Below are 16,319 nucleotides of genomic sequence, written 5' to 3' on the forward strand. Positions count from 1 at the left end.
GATGTACAGACCTGAAAGGCTATCATTGTTACAAGTCACCATCCTCTGCAGCTCTACAATGATAGGCGCTGGAATTTTAACCATTCCACGCAGTTCTGCCAATTCAGGATACCCTGATGGCTGGATCATTGTATTAATACAGGGCGTCATCTTTGCTTTCGTTGCTTTTTTGTTGGGGTGGATTGCCGAAAAAAATGCACCAGACACCATTTTTGAGTCAAATACAAAAGGAGCAGGGGCATTCTTCGGGACGATCTTTAATTTAATGCTGGTCGCCTATTTACTAGGCATTGTCGGCTTTGAGGCACGTGTTCTCGGCGAAGTGGTCCAGTTTTTCCTCCTGCAATCGACTCCCATGGCAGTGATTGTAATGATTTTTCTACTTGTGGCGATCTATCATTTGAAAAGCGGTATCTTTCCAGTTGTCAAAATGGTGACCTATATTTATCCGATCACCATGGTCATTTACATAGCGCTCATGCTGTTTTGTTTGAAAATATTTGATTTTGATTATTTGCGTCCTGTGATGGCGCATGGTTTTAAAGATTTTAGTAAGCTGTTCTCTCAAACCTTTATTCAATTTACAGGCTTTGAAGTGATTTTGTTTGTCGTGCCACTCATTTATAAAGACAAATGGTCGAAGGCAAAATGGGCAGCTGCCATCGGCGTTGGCATTACGTCTCTCGTGTACTCCCTCACACTCTTTATAGTGATTGGCTCCATGACCGTGGGTGAAACGAAATCTCTCACTTGGCCAACCGTGTCCCTCATTCAAGCGCTTGAAATTGAAGGGGTGTTTATCGAACGATTTGATATTTTCTTACTGACGATCTGGACGTGTCAGCAGTTCATTTGTATGCTGGGCTTTTTCCAGTTTGCAATTAAAGGCTGTTTCACCGTTTTTAAAACAACCAATTTAACGAGACTGTTATGGCTGCTATTTTTGATTACATCAGCCCTCTCACTTTTCCCTAAAAATATTAATGAAGTCTTTTACTATTCTACTTTACTCGGCTACGCATTGTTCGCGGTTTTAGCCATTCCTTTTATTACTGCTATCCTGCTGATGATACGCAAAAAATGGGGAGGTCGTTCTGCATGAAAAGAAGGCGTATACTGTTATTCTTTTTTTCCTGCTGTCTTATCCTTTTATCAGCAGGCTGCTGGGACTTAAAGGATATTGAAAAACTATCGTTTGTACGCGGTGTTGGCATAGATGAGGAAGAAGAGAATGGAGTGAAGCTGACCTACCAAAACCTTGTACCGAAAACGGGTGGAACACAAGAAGCCGATTCTCCCGGCTATGTGAATGTCGTCTCGAAGGGAAAAAATGTACTGGAGGCTGTCAGCAATGTCGCCTTGAAGGATCCGCCAATCTATAGTGATCACCTGAAAATCTTTTTGTTCGGCAAAAACCAGGCTGAGCATCACGATATTCAAGGAACACTCAATCATTTTATTCGAGATGATGAGGTTCGGCGCAGCAGCTATCTCCTCGTGTCACGAGGAGATGCGTCAAAAGTCATCAATCAAAAATTGAAATCACAGCAAAAGGTTCCGGTTGAACATATCTTCGAAACATCCAAAAACCGAAGCTTTAACGGAAAAATCGCACTGCCAACACGTATTGGCCGGGCGTCTGATTACTTTCAGATGGGCGTTAGCTTCCTTGTGCAAAGTGTAGATGTGATCGACAGTGAAATTATTTATGATGGGGCAGGAATTATTCATGGGAAAACACGGAAGCTAATCGGTTTTATCCCGGCAAAAGATGTCCAATCTTTAAACTGGGTAATGGGCCGTATCACTGGCGGCGTTGTACCTGCCACCTACAAAGGTTATCCGATAACGTATGAAATAAAAAAAGCTAAAACGAAGGTCGAACCCTATCTGAAAGATGGAAAGGTTTCCTTTAAAATTAACGTACAAACAAATGGAAAATTATCAGAGGATCAATATCCTCCAGAAAACTCATACGATGAGCAGTACATCAAACGATTTGAGCGGCTCTTTGCTCATAAAATTAAAGAACGCATTCAAAAAGCAGTAAATCATGTGCAAAAAGAAGTGGGCGTTGATCCTATTTTTTTAAACCAGCAGTTTCGTATGAAATATCCTGATTATTGGGATAAGCATGGTACCGAGTGGGATAGGCTATTCCAAGAAGCAGACATCGATTACAATATCAAAGTGAACATCTTGAACTTTGGCGCAGAAGGCGCAACAAAAAGCTTCAAATGGTAATACCAAAAGGCGGTTATCCCGAAGGGGAACCGCCTTTTTTACGTACAACGATTAGAAGCTGGTATAGCGTCACTTGATCAGACAACGCGTTTGTTTGAAATCCAAGTGACGCGCCTATTCTTGCCACCTCGTCAAAAAACAATTGGACGTTTTGATCAATCTGTACATTGATCCGCTGCTCGATCACGCGTTCAAACAATTGGTCTGGGAAAAGTGCACGCATTGTGTTTGGTGTGAAGAACCGTATATGGGTTCGGTCTAAAATTCCTACATCTTGATACGTAAAATCCCCTGTCATCAAAGGAAGAAGTACCTCTGCATGCATCATGTTAGGCAAACAGCAAATGATAACACCGCCTGGCTTTAAAGATGCGTGGGCTTGCTCAATGATGTGCCAAGGATCTGACACATGCTCTAAAACATCTGAAAAAATGACCGCATCAAAAGAGGCCTCTTTCTCTGACCATGGGTATTCATCTGCATTTGCCTCGATGACTTCTTCATAATACGCCTTTGCGACCGCTGCTTTTAACGTATCCGCCTCTACCCCGTACATGTATACAGACTGACGATTCATTAGCTCAAGCCCGGTAGCCCCTGCGCCGCACCCAACATCCAGCACGCGAGCAGCGTCCTCAGGGAGTAATTCCGCAAAATACGGATGAGGGGTGATCAAATTTAGATCTATGCCCCACTTATCTAAAAACCGAAGTCTATTCTCAGTAAACAGTGTAGAGATGTTCGTTTCTTGATTGGCATTGAAGGTAGCATGACCATGATGATGCACAAAGGAATCATGCACAATTTGCAGCTGATATCCTTTTAGTAATGACCGCAAACATAGATCGTCATCCTCAAATGATCCATATACGAACCGCTCATCAAATAATCCCACATCCTCGATCAGCTTTCTTTTCACGAGCAAGCAAAACCCTACAAGCCGGTGCACATAAGTTCTCTGACCTTTTCTCTTAGACGTATACTCTTTAGCAAAGTCTGGGAGCTCCTTCACATCTGTATACGATGGCTGGACCATCTGAGGGCCGCTCACATAATTAGAGACGGGCCCCACCATCCCAATCCGCTCTGATGCAAATAACGCCTCTTTTAATGGAGGCAGCCAATTTTCCGTCACGATCGTGTCATTATTTAAAAAGAGAATGCTGTCTCCTGAAGCTTTTTTTGCCCCTTGATTACATCCCTTTGCAAAACCTTCATTCTCTTCATTATCAATGAATATCACATCATTCAGCTCTCTTACATATTCCTTCGTGCCGTCAGTTGACGCATTATCGACAATGATGAGTTCATATTGGTCGCTATCCGTATGCTGTTTCATGCTATCGATACATTTTTTCGTCAAATGCAGTTCATTGTACGTCAGCATGACAATGCTTGTTTTCCCTTTCATCTCATTTCCACCTTTCTCCCGCCTGTTCCATATGTATGTGATAGGCAGCACGTTCAGAAGATGAGGGAATGTCCTTTCTTGATTAAACGTTTGTTTAACATAGGAAAACCAGCTGCACACGGCAGCTGGCCATTGTTCATACCGTTTTTCCTTCGCCACTTGCGACGGCACGATTTCTCTTTTTTAAATCTTCTTCAATTTCTTCAAGACTTTTCCCTTTCGTTTCGGTCACCAAGTATTTCACAAATAAGAAGGCGCCTACGCCAATGACCGCATAGATGAGGAAAAGATTACTGATACCAATCGCGCTTAATAAAGCTGGGAATGTCAGCGAGATGATTAAATTTCCTGTATGAAGAAGGAAGGTCGAGACACCTGTACCGATTCCCCTGACATGTACTGGGAACAGCTCTGGGAGCATCACCCAAACGACTGGCCCCCAGCTGACAGCAAAGATGACGATAAAGAGACCTAAACAAATAACGGTTGTCCATCCTGCAGCTGTTGAACCTTCAAAAAATCGGTTGACCACTGACAGGACAATTAAACTAAGGACCATTCCTGCATTCCCAAATAGGAGCAGCGCTTTACGCCCTACACGGTCAATGATTTTAATGGCAACAAACGTCATAATGACATTCACTGCACCAATTCCAACAGTTCCTAAAATCGCTGCTGAATTCCCAAAGCCAACACTTGTGAATGTTTTTGGTGCATAGTAAATGATCGTATTTGTACCGATAAACTGCTGCAGAAAGGCTAGGCCGACACCGGCAATCAATGCTGGGCGTACCCACGGCTCAAATAATTCCTTAAAACCGCCTTTCTCTTCACTTTCCGCCTTTTGAATATCTGAAATTTCTTCTTCCACTTCTTGCTGGCTTTTTCTGAGTTTCGATAATATCTCCTTCGCACGGTCAGCCTGTCCGTGGACAAACAGCCAGCGGGGACTTTCCGGCATAAACAAAATCCCGAATAATAATAGAACAGAAGGAACAACCGCAATTCCAAGCATCAAGCGCCATGCCTCTGCATCCGCTAAAGCGTAGTTCACAATATAGGCAAGAAGAATACCAAATGTGATCATGAGCTGGTTTAAAGAGGACAGTGCCCCTCGTGATTCCTTTGGCGCAAGTTCAGATAAATATAATGGAACAATCGTTGTCGAGCACCCGACAGCGAGCCCTAGCACAATTCGGAATAAGACCATCACTTCTGTATTCGGTGCAAGAGCTGTACCAAATCCGCCGATAATAAACAAAATAGCTGCGGCGATGATGGCTTTTTTCCGCCCAAATTGGTCTGTCAGCTTTCCAGAAAGAGAGGAACCGAGCATCGCCCCGATTAAAATCGAGCTGACGACAAGCCCCTCTGTAAACGCATTTAAACCTAAATCCTCTTTCATAAATAAGATGGCGCCAGAGATGACACCTGTATCATAGCCATATAAAGCACCGCCAAGGGCGCCGAAGAAATAAAGCCATCCATTCCGATTTTTCATATACATAACCCCACTTTTGTCTCTGTACTCTTATGAAAAGTCATTTTCCTCACTTCCTGTCATTTCAAACATTTCGATGTTTTATGACAAATATATTTCATTTGTGTATCTTTGAAACTTTTTAAGAGAAGAAAACGTCAATTAAGCGTTAGTGAAAAAAATGTCGCACTATATCCCGTTTTAAGGTATATTTGTTTTAGTTTGTAAGCAGAAAGAAGGACATCTTTACTATAAAATCATAGCGAGGGTTTAAAATATATGGATCAATCACGAAGTAAACGCAAAGGAAAAAAGCGTTTAAAACCATGGGTGAAAGTCACTCTTTTTATTATTAGTATTCTTTTACTGACAACTGCTTCAGTCACAGGCTATGCCTACTATAAAATAACAAATGCCGCCAAAAAGGCTCAAGTATCTCTTGATCGCGGCGCACAATCTGTGAAACGGATTGAAGCATTCGATCCAGGAAAAGACAGCTTTTCTGTCTTGCTGCTTGGAATTGACAGCAGACCGGGCGAAACAGTGAAACAAGCACGAAGTGACGCAATGGTTTTGGCAACCATTAACCGCACTAATAAAACCGTTAAATTATTAAGCATTCCTAGGGACTCATACGTTAATATTCCAGGCCACGGTTTTGATAAAATTACTCACGCACACGCATTTGGCGGTGCAGATTTAACAGTGAGCACAGTTGAAGATTTACTAGATATTCCGGTCGATTTTGTCATCCAAAGTAATTTCGTAGCGTTTAAAGAAATCGTCAACGAATTAAACGGTGTTCCTATTAACATCAAGGATGAGTATCTTGTGAAACAGATTAAAAAGGATACAAAAGGCAAGGTTGTGCTTCAAACTGGAACTCATACACTAGATGGTGATCAAGCGCTCGCATATGTGAGAACGAGAAAAGCAGATAGTGACTTAATGCGTGGGCAGCGACAAATGGAAGTGTTAAAAGCCATTTTTGATAAATCAAAATCATTAACGTCTATTCCGTCATACGACAATATCATTGATACACTCGGTGATAATGTGTCAACCACCCTTTCTATGAAGGAGTTAGTCGGTCTTTTCCCGCTTCTGACTTCATTGAAATCGGTTGATACCATTCAGCTTAAAGGATCCGATTACCAGCCAAACGGCGTTTATTATTTCCAATTGGATCAAAACCAGCTGAACGAAGTAAAAACAGAATTGAAGAAGCAGCTTGAATTATCATAAATAAAAGCGTCCCTATGGGGCGCTTTTTCTTATTTCCTTGATCATTCACTCATTTTTGTTTAGCCTTGATAGAGAGGAATCAACCTTCCTTTTTTATGAGAATGAAGAAACTCGTACATACTTTGAAGAGGCTATTGCATGAATGAAGGAGGATTTGACAGCGATGAAAAAAATGATTGCGATTGATTTAGACGGTACACTCTTAAATACAAAAAGTGAAATATCCGCTCAAAACCGAGAGGCATTGATTCGTGCGAAGGAAGCTGGATATATTGTGACGATCTGTACAGGGCGGGCAACTTTTGATGTAAAGGAGCTGCTTGGCGATTTGGACATCCCCATTATTGCGGCAAACGGCGGGACTGTCCATACAGAAGGATACGAGCTCTTCAGCCGAATCACACTGGATCAAGAAGCAGGCAAGCGGGCTGCAAAGGCATTAGTGGAACGAAACATTTACTTTGAAGTCTATACAGATGATGCTCTCCTCTCTCCTTTTGATGGAAAAGAGAAGCTGAAAGCAGAATTTGATCTGATCAAAAGCGCAAACCCAAATGAGGATCGCGCTGATCTATGGGAAGGAGCCATGACGCAATTTAAACAATTTGGCATCAAACCAGTAGAGGATATCCGTGAGATTTTTGAGTCGAACGAACCGACCTATAAATTACTCTGCTTCTCTTTTGATATGAACAAACTGAACGAAGCACGAAATCTTCTGGCAGACATGCCCGAGCTTTCATTGACCTCGTCTGGAAAACATATTATTGAGGTGCTGCCAAAAGAGTCTGGAAAAGGACATGCCCTGAAAAAGCTCGCAGCCCATTATGGTGTAGACCGCTCACATATTTATGCAATTGGTGACAGCCCAAACGACCTTTCTATGTTTGAAGAAGCAGGCCACCGCATTGCAATGGGGAATGCTGTTGATGTCATTAAAGAAAAGAGCACCTTCATCACAAAAGGAAATCATGAAGACGGTGTCGCTTATTTTATTGATCTTCTTTTACAAAATCAATTCCATGAAAAAAAGACGCTTGTCTGATCAGCGCCTAGAGAGAAGTCCAGAAGTCCGATACAAGTATTGATCGGGCTTTTTCTTTATTTTTTGATTCTAACAGCCGTTTCATATTTGTCCTTCCAGTACGTACTTGTTTTCATATTGGTTAAGACAACACCGTTTGAGACAGTCACATGAATGACTTGATTGGATCCTGCATATATCGCCGGCATCAATGATGTTCCGCTGAAGAAGACAAGATCTCCCGGCTGAAGCTCAGAACGTTTCACAGGTGTACCTGCTTTAACTTGACCTGATGCGTAGCGGGGCAGCTCAATGCCAAGCACTTTTTGATACACGTACTGCGTGAACCCTGCTGTATCAAATCCTTCCTTTGGGTTCGTACCGCCTTTGACATAAAGGACTTCACCAATATACGTAGCGGCTTTTGATACGATAGGGTCCTCTTTCGCAAGCTCCAGATCTGTTAACCGTTTCGCACCTGTCCATTTTTCGCGCCAATACGATTCAGACAAATAAGAAATTGTCACGCTTTCAGAACGGCTCGCATGAATAAAGCGGTCGCCTCCAATATACATACCTACATGAGAAATTCCGGGCTTATATGTGTTGCTAAAAAAGACAAAATCCCCAGGGCGGATATCGTCTAATGCCACTTTTTCTCCAACGATCCACTGCTGTTCAGCACTTCGAGGTAAATAAATCCCAAGCGATTTTTCAAATAAATACTGTAAAAATCCTGAGCAGTCGAATCCAGTCTTTGGATCTGCTCCTCCAAATTCATAAGGAATTCCTAAATAGGTCAGCGCATCTTTCACAAGAGGGTCATCAGAAATTTCTTGCGTGCCGGGCAGGCGTTTGACCGCATAAAATCGGTCTGTCCAATATTTGCTTTTGCTGACATCCGTTTTCACCACACCTTGACTAAGCGTGATGTGGATGACCTGATTGTTCCCAGCGTACAACGCCACATGTGTTGGGATATCCTTTGTTTCTTCAAGGCTTCGGAAATACACAAGGTCACCGGGCTGCGCTTTATCCCATGATACCTTTTTTCCAATCTGATATTGGTCGATTACCTTCCGCGGCAAATCAAATGTTTCGGATGTCTTGTACACATATTGAATAAACCCAGATGCATCAAAGCCCGTTTTTGGATCGGTTCCTCCTTTATGATAAGGTGTTCCAATCAGCTTTTCCGCTTGCTCCAAAAGAGATGGTGTTTGAGCAGATACCGCTGATTGAGACATGAACATCAGCCCTACAAGCGCACACCCTCCTATCAATATTCCTTTCCATTTCATGATCTTTTCCCTCCAATCTTCTATAGTTTCGGCATGACACCTTTCATTTTACACCCTTTTTCGACAAAAAAAGAGCACGCGATGTGCGTGCCCTTTATCCTTTTTAGGTTATTTACCTGCTTCCGCTTTTGACTGCTTTTGCTGTTCAATTTTCTGCATTTCAACCGAAATCTTTTGTTTTTCGTGATCTGTCAGACTGTCACTAAATTTAAAAGCAGACATAAAGACAAAGACTAAAATTAACGCAACAAACGGCCAGCTTGCTTTTAGGAATTTCATTTCTTCTCTTTCCCTCCGTTTTCTTTTAAGTTTTTAACTTTATCAGCGTGATCTACTTCAAAGAAAATGTGTCCGTCTTTTTCTTTCCAATCCGCATTCGTTCCATTGGTCAGCATACGGATAATGGCTTTTGATTCTAGAGATCCTGCTTTTACCGGAGCAGGTGTTGCTTCTTTGATGTACATTGGGACAACTTCAAATGTCGCTTTTCCATCTTCATTCAGATGATACTGAACAAGTGCAGAATCACGTGTTCTTGACCAGCCTTGGTCAAAAATAAAGTTGCCTAGGCTATAGAAAATCGCTGTTCCGTTATAGACTTCCATTGGTTCAAGGACGTGCGGATGAGCACCGATAATGATATCAGCTCCGGCCTTAGACATCGCTCTTGCCAATTCTCTTTGTCTGTCGTTTACTTCATTGTTGTACTCCTGTCCCCAGTGAGCATGAACAACGACGAGATCTGCCTTTTCAGCAGCCTGCGAAATCATCGGAATAAAGATAGATGGATCGGCTGGCAGAATACCCGCCTGGCGATTCGTTGCTTTGAAATCTTTCCCATACACATCTGTAAAACCAAGTGTAGCAATTTTGACACCATTTACTTCTTTGTACGAAATGTTCTGCTTTGCATCTTGGAGGTTACGGCCTGCACCTGTATAATCCATGCCATTTTGTTCAAAGGCATTGATCGTGTTGTTCAGCCCTTTTTCACCATAGTCTGCCGCATGGTTATTCGCAAAGTTTAAGACAGAGAAATTTAAATCCTTCAACGCTTGGACAGAATCTTCATCTGTTTTTAAATGAATATTCTTTTGGGCTGCCTGTTCCTTATCTGATGCGACAGGATGCTCAAAGTTACCTGTCACATAATCTGACACATCAAAATATGGCTTGGCATAACGAAAGAGATGCTCTTTTCCATAGCGGTCTGTTACTTTCTCTACGTTTCTTCCAAACATAATGTCACCGACAAACGAAGCGGTCAGGATGTTTTCTGGATTCTTTTGTACAGTTGGCACTTGTGCTTTCCCGATAAACGTAAATAGAAATGTACAAGCAATGACGATCGGTAAAGCAATTAGTACGTGTTTATTCGTCTTTTTCTTTTGATTCTTTGTGATTTTCAGCAGCTTTTCCTGAAAGCTCAATTTTTTATTCATCATTGGACACACCTTATCTTAAAATAGATAGTAAACATACATGATGGCAAATGTTGCACCACTTAGAAGTAACGTGCTTCCAAGGGTAATTGTAAGACCTTGCTTTTGAATCGTATTTGCAATCAATCCAGGGACGATGATTCCGATTCCGCGGAATTCTGCTATTTCAAATGGGACCACTGGATAGAAGAAATCAAATATCAGCTTTAAGGCAATCCCTGTAATCAGCATCGCTGCAAACTTTCTGCGTCCGTATAAAATCATGAATTTTGATAAGCCAAAGCGAACGATCACATACGTAAGCAAGCTGACAGATAAGACGACTAAAATGAAGACTGGCTGGTTAAAGACGAGCGCCAGATAACCCGGGACAACAAGTCCAGCTGGTACGATTCCTGTTTTTTCTGCAAAGATTAAACTAAGTAGAACACCTAAAATTAACGAGATATAAAGATCTGATCCGAACATTTTCTATATTTCCTCCTAGCTGACAAGCTGCTTAATTTTGTATTCTTGAATTTTTTCGATTAACGGTTCAGCGGCACCATGGATATTGCCGACTCCATAAACCACTCGATTATGAAGCTTTTTCTCAAGCATATTCATAATTTCTTCTGTAGATTGATATTCAAGGTTGTGTAAGTGGTCAGCCGGAATTTTCCCTTCCTCATATGCCTTCACAATTGGATCAGTTGTTTCACCAATTAAGACAAGATCACTTGCTTCAATATATGGAAGTACATCTTCCGCAAACTGGATCGTTCTATCTACCCGATCCGCACGGCAGTTCATAATAATAATCGGTTCATCTGTTGGATATCCAATTTCTTTCACACGCTTCCAAATGTTCAATGTAGATGCTGCGTCATTTGCCGCAAATCCATTTACAAAGTGTCCAGGTGTTTTCGCGTCCATTAATGGGAGAATTCTCATCGCTCCTGGATCAGGCGGCGCATTTAACATTCCTCTGAATGCCGTATCTTCATCAATCCCTAATGCTTGGGCAACACCAAGTGCCAGTGAAGCATTATCTGGGAAAACCATGTACTCAAATTTCCGCAAAAACTCATCGGAAATCTTGGAATTATCCGCAACAATGACTTCTGTGTTGCGTTTTTTCGCAATCTCTTTAAAGAAATCTGTATATTCACTATCCGTAATAACCAAGTGTCCATTGTAAGGAATTGTCGCTGTAAAGGCTTCTGCTATTTCATCAAGTGTCGGCCCCATAACGTCCATATGGTCTTCAAGAACGTTTACGATCACGCCAATATTTGCTTGAAGTAGCTCTTCCTGAAAGATAATTTGGTAATCTGGATTTACCGCCATACATTCACTGACGATGGCATTTGCTCCTCTTTCAACTGTTTCTCTCATAACTTCTTTCTGCTCTCCGATATTCGGTCCTTGCGGTTTCCTTTTAATCGGTTTCTCCTCTGGCGTATCCCAATAAATCATTCTTGCATCCGTTCCCGTTGTTTTACCGACAGTTTTATAACCTGCCTCCATTAAGATACCGGTTGTCAATCTTGTGACGGTAGACTTTCCGCGAATACCATTAATATTGACGCGCACCGGCAGGGCATCGATATTTTTCTGATGACGCTTCTTTTCAATAAAGCCAATCCCTAACATGATGACACAGGCTATAACGATTAACCACATCGCTATCTACATCTCCTTTTTTTATGAGTGTGATATGTAAATTCAATCAACAGTATATCTGTTCAGCATAAAATCACAATCGGTATTATGTAACATAATCTTTCACTTCCTCGTATGCCAAATTCCTCTAATCAAAAGGCTTTTTTGCCTACCCATCCTTTAAATGAAAAGGCCAAAAGGCGGACAAAAATCAATCTGAATTTCTGCTGAATTAATGAGAAAGCGTTACCATCAATGATCCGAAAATCTTTTGTCCTTTTCTCCCTAAATTTTTTGACAATTATTAAGATGTATTTTGAATCAATGTTTTAAAGCCCGCTCTTCTCTATAACATCAGTCATATCAGCGCTTTAAATGAATAGTGCGTGTTTTGGAATGTTTTATATTTTTGAACGAACAGGTTAGAAAGTCATCCTCATTGGTCAGATTGCTATGTGTTGACCTATGACAAAGGTCACCTCTAAAAAAATCAAGTCATATGCTTATTTTTAGGTCACAAAAAATTGGGATAAGATGTAAATATTTGATCATTTCGGTGTACCTTCTCTTTACGATATTCGCACCTTATGACCTAAACAATGAAACATTATTCATTTGTTTTTATCAAGATTCATCATTTCTTAACATTTTTAATGTGAATTTAGTTGAAAGTTGTCAGCTTATGTCATGCTTTCCCCAAAGGAGACGAATAAAATCCGCTTCTCCGCTTACACTATGGGTAAAAAATCTGTGAGAGGAGGCTAAAGATGCCAAACACCAATGAGCAGACACGCCTGCATTTTTTATCAGGCAGCTTCGAGGAAAAAATCCGTATCCTAAAAAAAACATTTCAGCAAAGCGGCGATTTTGAATACCGAGAGTTAATGGTGAATGAAACAAAATCTGTGCTGTTCTTTATTAAAACAAGAATTGATGAAGGCAAATTAAATGATTTCATTATCGGTAACTTATTAGGCTCTCCTGGAAAGCAGAATTATATAAAGTCTCTTAGCACACTTGAAACAGGCGACTTGACGCTGATCACAGACAGTATTATTGCGGGAAGTATTGCCTTTCTTGATGAAAACTCCTCGCAAATCAAGCTGTTTGCTGTCGGACAGCCGCCGCTGCGCTCTATTACTGAACCGTCTTCTGAAAGTATTATCGCAGGTGCACATGACGGGTTTGTTGAAAGTCTTGATACCAATATCTACTTACTGCGTTCGCATTTAAATGATCGGAAACTCGCCATTCAATATCATAAGGTCGGTACAAAATCGGAAACAAAGCTTGCAACGGTTTATATATCTGATATTGCCAATCAAGAAAAGGTCGAAGAAGTCAACAGACGGATTTCTTCTATTAAAGTAGACACACTGATAAGTCCTGGCTCTATCGTTGAGGCAATTGAGGAAGATTCATATTCTATTTTCCCGCAGCTGATTGATACAGAACGTCCGGACAAGGTAAGATCTGCGATTCTTGAAGGCAGAATAGTCGTACTCATGGATGGCAGTCCAATGGCCATCATTCTGCCTATCACGTTCTTTAGTTTTTTTCAGTCGCCGGATGATTATAACAGCCGCTGGATTCCTGCTACGTTTATTCGTATTCTTCGTTATCTTGCCTGCATCATCGCAGTCATATTGCCATCTTTTTATATTGCGGTTATTGCGTTTCATTATGAGGTTGTCCCAGATGAACTAGCTATTACGATGAAGAACTCTATTATTGGCATCCCTTTTCCTCCATTGATTGAGGCTATGCTGATGGAGATCACAATTGAACTTATACGTGAGGCTGGGGTGCGTCTGCCTAAACCCATCGGGCAGACCATTGGCATCGTAGGAGGTTTGGTTATTGGGGATGCGGTTGTACAAGCAGGACTTATTTCGAATGTCCAAGTGATAGTAGTCGCTGTGACGGCTGTCGCTTCATTTGTACTTCCGTCGTTTGAAATGACGTCCACCATCAGGATGCTTCGTTTCCCGCTCATGTTTATGGCATCGATGTTTGGATTTATTGGCATTTCATTTGGGCTCGCCATTATTCTCATGAATTTATGCCGCCTAGAATCACTAGGGGTGCCATATTTATCACCTGTTGCTCCATTTAACTGGCAGGACTTAAAAGATACTGTGGTTCGACTCCCAATGTGGATGTACAAAAACCGCCCTGTTTATTTAAATCCGCAAAAGAACAAACAAATTGAACAACTGAGAGGGTGGAAAAAGAAAAATGAAGAATAAAATATCTCCACCTCAAGCTGTTTTTTTTATCATCCAATCTCAAATTGGTGTTGGTATTTTAGCGCTCCCCCATTTGCTAATGAAAGACATGGGACACGATGGCTGGATGGCAATAATTGTCGCGTGTTTTTTTATCCAAATCATCAATACCATTTTTCTTTATATCATCTACAAGTATCCAGAAACGTCATTTTTCCAAGCGCTGATTGAGGTCTTTGGAAAATGGATTGGACGCACCTTGGTCGTGCTCTATACGGTATACTTTGCCTCGGTCTGCATCGTAGTCCTATCTATATTCACAAGGATTCTTGGCATATGGGTGCTCCCGCTCACACCAAACTGGGTGATTAACCTATTACTGATGATATGCATTGTCTATATCTCAAAGGAGCAAATTACAGCCATTGTCAGGTTTAATTTTATCTTAACTCCCTTTTTGCTCATGCTCTCTCTATTGATGTTCTATTCATTGAAAGGAACCAATATTGATTACCTTCTGCCCTTTTTCCAAACAGATATTTCTCAATTTCAGCTTGGATTGAAGGACGTGGTGCTGTCAATGAATGGATTTGAGATGATTTTAATCATCTCTCCACTGATGAAGGGCACCATTAAGGAACGATATAAAGTGATGACCATTTCAAATATATGCACGACGCTTTACTACCTATTTATTACATTAATTTGTTTTATGTTTTTCAGCCCAGCTGAGCTTGATGTTATCCCGAATCCTGTTTTGTATCTATTAAAAACCATTACATTCGGTGTCATTGAGCGCACGGATTTAATTTTTCTAAGCTTTTGGGTCTTTGTCATTTTAGCCACACTGAGTAATTATCTGTACTTTTGTGCAAATGGTGTGTCCAGTATGCTGAAGAAAAAAAATCACAAAAAATATGTCTACTATTTTGCCATTTTGATTTATGCTGCAAGCTGTTTTCTTTCAACTGATAACTTTAGAATTCAGCGCTTCAATGACTTTACTACCGCTGCACAATATTCATTTATATACACACTTCCGATCATGATGGCCGTTATCATCTTTATCAAACACCGCAAAAAGAAGGTGAAATCACATGCATCATAGGTACATGTTGACACTGCTTATGTGTGTTTCCCTCATTTTCATGCCTGGCTGCTGGGATCAAAACCTATTAAAAGACATCTCTCTCGTATTAACTTCAGCTGTTGATCAAGGAGAGGATGACAATGCGAGATATTCGATTACCTATCGAAAGGTGCAGCAGTCTCAAAGTATGCAGCAAGGGAATTCAGGCAGCTATTTAACCACTGTTCTCACAACCGATGCGCCTACTTTAAGAAAAGCAAGAAGCAACTTTAGCCGGAGTGTAGACCAAAAAATTGATATGTCTAAAATGAGGGTGCTGCTGATCGGAGATGAATTTGCCCAAAACCGGCTGCTCCCTTACTTAGATATGTTTTATCGCGATCCCAAAAGCCCTTTGCTCGCAAACTTGGCAGTGGTGCAAGGCGGGAGTTGTGTGGACTTAATCAATTCTCTGCTCAAGGAAAAACTCATTGTGAGCGACTATTTAAACAACCTGATCACTTCTGCATCACGCTCCTCACAAGTTGCACCTAAGAACATTCAAAATATCCGGTCCAAAATGCTGCAAACCGGCGAGGATTTCACACTGCCATTACTCTACTACGATAAATCAAAAAAGTTAACGAGTGTAAGGGGGGTCGCCTTATTTGATAATGAGAAAATGAAAGGAGAACTTTATGCGCAAGATGCCATTCTGCTCACCATCATGGATGGAAAAATGGGCAGTTATGCAAACTTCACAAAAAAAGTAAGAAGTGATATGAAATCAAAAGAGAACAATTACATCAGCATTCAAGTTACCGATACAAAAAGAGACATTAAAATCGTCAATCCTGATCATCGAAACGTAACCTTCTCTCTTGAGTTTGAATTCAATACCTCTGTTATTGAATATCCGAAAGATAATTTAGATACAGACAAGAAAATTGAAATGCTAAATAAAAGGCTGTCAGCTATTTTGACTAAAGATGCCGAAAGAGTCATTGCGGCCCTGCAAGAAGCAAATTCTGACGTCCTAAGCCTTGGCAGAAAATATAGGGTAAAACACTATGATGAATATATGAAAATGAACTGGGTCACCGATTATCCGAAGGTGAAAATCATTCCAAAAGTGAAAGTGAACATTACACAAACAGGTATTATTAGTTAAGAAAAGGAAGAAGCCTTCTTTCTTTTCTTTTTTTATTTTTTTTAGATTGTCATTTCGATG

Annotated in this window: 14 protein-coding genes; 7 read left to right on the forward strand and 7 right to left on the reverse strand. The window is 41.0% G+C overall.

The window, feature by feature from the left end; all coding sequences use genetic code 11:
- Window position 1 precedes the first annotated feature (1 nt).
- Together MHB67_RS16485 and MHB67_RS16490 are read left to right on the forward strand one after the other, a co-directional pair.
- Window positions 2-1,102, forward strand: a complete 1,101-nt coding sequence (locus MHB67_RS16485; RefSeq protein ID WP_024426294.1) for a GerAB/ArcD/ProY family transporter — start codon at window positions 2-4, stop codon at window positions 1,100-1,102.
- A complete protein-coding gene (locus tag MHB67_RS16490) occupies window positions 1,099-2,244 on the forward strand; it encodes a Ger(x)C family spore germination protein (protein ID WP_341082497.1) in 1,146 nt (381 codons plus the stop codon). The genes MHB67_RS16485 and MHB67_RS16490 overlap by 4 nt, the downstream gene beginning before the upstream one ends.
- Window positions 2,245-2,257: 13 nt before the next feature.
- Here the strand turns inward: MHB67_RS16490 and MHB67_RS16495 are convergent, their stop codons facing one another.
- Window positions 2,258-3,655: a bifunctional glycosyltransferase family 2 protein/class I SAM-dependent methyltransferase gene (locus MHB67_RS16495; protein WP_224426769.1), complete on the reverse strand. Its 1,398-nt coding sequence runs from the start codon at window positions 3,653-3,655 to the stop codon at window positions 2,258-2,260.
- 136 nt (window positions 3,656-3,791) lie between these two features.
- Window positions 3,792-5,156, reverse strand: coding sequence for a sugar porter family MFS transporter (locus MHB67_RS16500; protein ID WP_116344276.1), 1,365 nt, complete (start codon window positions 5,154-5,156; stop codon window positions 3,792-3,794).
- 258 nt (window positions 5,157-5,414) lie between these two features.
- Here MHB67_RS16500 and MHB67_RS16505 point away from each other — a divergent pair, with 258 nt between their 5' ends.
- Together MHB67_RS16505 and MHB67_RS16510 are read left to right on the forward strand one after the other, a co-directional pair.
- Window positions 5,415-6,380, forward strand: coding sequence for an LCP family protein (locus MHB67_RS16505; RefSeq protein WP_025093927.1), 966 nt, complete (start codon window positions 5,415-5,417; stop codon window positions 6,378-6,380).
- Window positions 6,381-6,543: 163 nt separating this feature from the next.
- Entirely contained in the window at window positions 6,544-7,425 is an 882-nt protein-coding gene (locus tag MHB67_RS16510; protein WP_181950615.1) for a Cof-type HAD-IIB family hydrolase, read from the forward strand.
- A gap of 56 nt (window positions 7,426-7,481) precedes the next feature.
- On the opposite strand, the gene MHB67_RS16515 is transcribed toward MHB67_RS16510, so the two are convergent.
- The 5 genes from MHB67_RS16515 to pgsB all read right to left on the reverse strand — a co-directional run bounded on the left by MHB67_RS16515 (window position 7,482) and on the right by pgsB (window position 11,812).
- Complete coding sequence (locus tag MHB67_RS16515; protein ID WP_122631657.1) at window positions 7,482-8,705, reverse strand: C40 family peptidase; 1,224 nt, start codon at window positions 8,703-8,705, stop codon at window positions 7,482-7,484.
- A 108-nt stretch (window positions 8,706-8,813) separates the two neighbouring features.
- Complete coding sequence (locus MHB67_RS16520) at window positions 8,814-8,984, reverse strand: hypothetical protein (RefSeq protein ID WP_087976066.1); 171 nt, start codon at window positions 8,982-8,984, stop codon at window positions 8,814-8,816.
- Window positions 8,981-10,147, reverse strand: coding sequence for a CapA family protein (locus MHB67_RS16525; RefSeq protein WP_024423669.1), 1,167 nt, complete (start codon window positions 10,145-10,147; stop codon window positions 8,981-8,983). The genes MHB67_RS16520 and MHB67_RS16525 overlap by 4 nt, the downstream gene beginning before the upstream one ends.
- Before the next feature lie 18 nt (window positions 10,148-10,165).
- Window positions 10,166-10,615, reverse strand: a complete 450-nt coding sequence (pgsC, locus tag MHB67_RS16530) for a poly-gamma-glutamate biosynthesis protein PgsC (protein WP_007497520.1) — start codon at window positions 10,613-10,615, stop codon at window positions 10,166-10,168.
- 15 nt (window positions 10,616-10,630) lie between these two features.
- Window positions 10,631-11,812 (reverse strand): poly-gamma-glutamate synthase PgsB, encoded by a 1,182-nt coding sequence (pgsB, locus tag MHB67_RS16535; protein ID WP_024423670.1) that lies wholly within the window; start codon window positions 11,810-11,812, stop codon window positions 10,631-10,633.
- 746 nt (window positions 11,813-12,558) lie between these two features.
- Between pgsB and MHB67_RS16540 the strand changes: the two genes are divergently transcribed.
- From MHB67_RS16540 to MHB67_RS16550, 3 genes are read left to right on the forward strand one after another with little or no spacing between them, the layout of a single operon-like run.
- Window positions 12,559-14,040 (forward strand): spore germination protein, encoded by a 1,482-nt coding sequence (locus MHB67_RS16540; RefSeq protein WP_122631656.1) that lies wholly within the window; start codon window positions 12,559-12,561, stop codon window positions 14,038-14,040.
- Window positions 14,030-15,127, forward strand: coding sequence for a GerAB/ArcD/ProY family transporter (locus MHB67_RS16545; RefSeq protein ID WP_342492647.1), 1,098 nt, complete (start codon window positions 14,030-14,032; stop codon window positions 15,125-15,127). The genes MHB67_RS16540 and MHB67_RS16545 overlap by 11 nt, the downstream gene beginning before the upstream one ends.
- Window positions 15,117-16,259, forward strand: a complete 1,143-nt coding sequence (locus tag MHB67_RS16550) for a Ger(x)C family spore germination protein (protein WP_342492648.1) — start codon at window positions 15,117-15,119, stop codon at window positions 16,257-16,259. Before MHB67_RS16545 ends, MHB67_RS16550 begins: the two co-directional genes overlap by 11 nt.
- Window positions 16,260-16,319 lie beyond the last annotated feature (60 nt).

The organism is Bacillus sp. FSL H8-0516 (assembly GCF_038635285.1).
Lineage (GTDB): Bacteria > Bacillota > Bacilli > Bacillales > Bacillaceae > Bacillus > Bacillus safensis.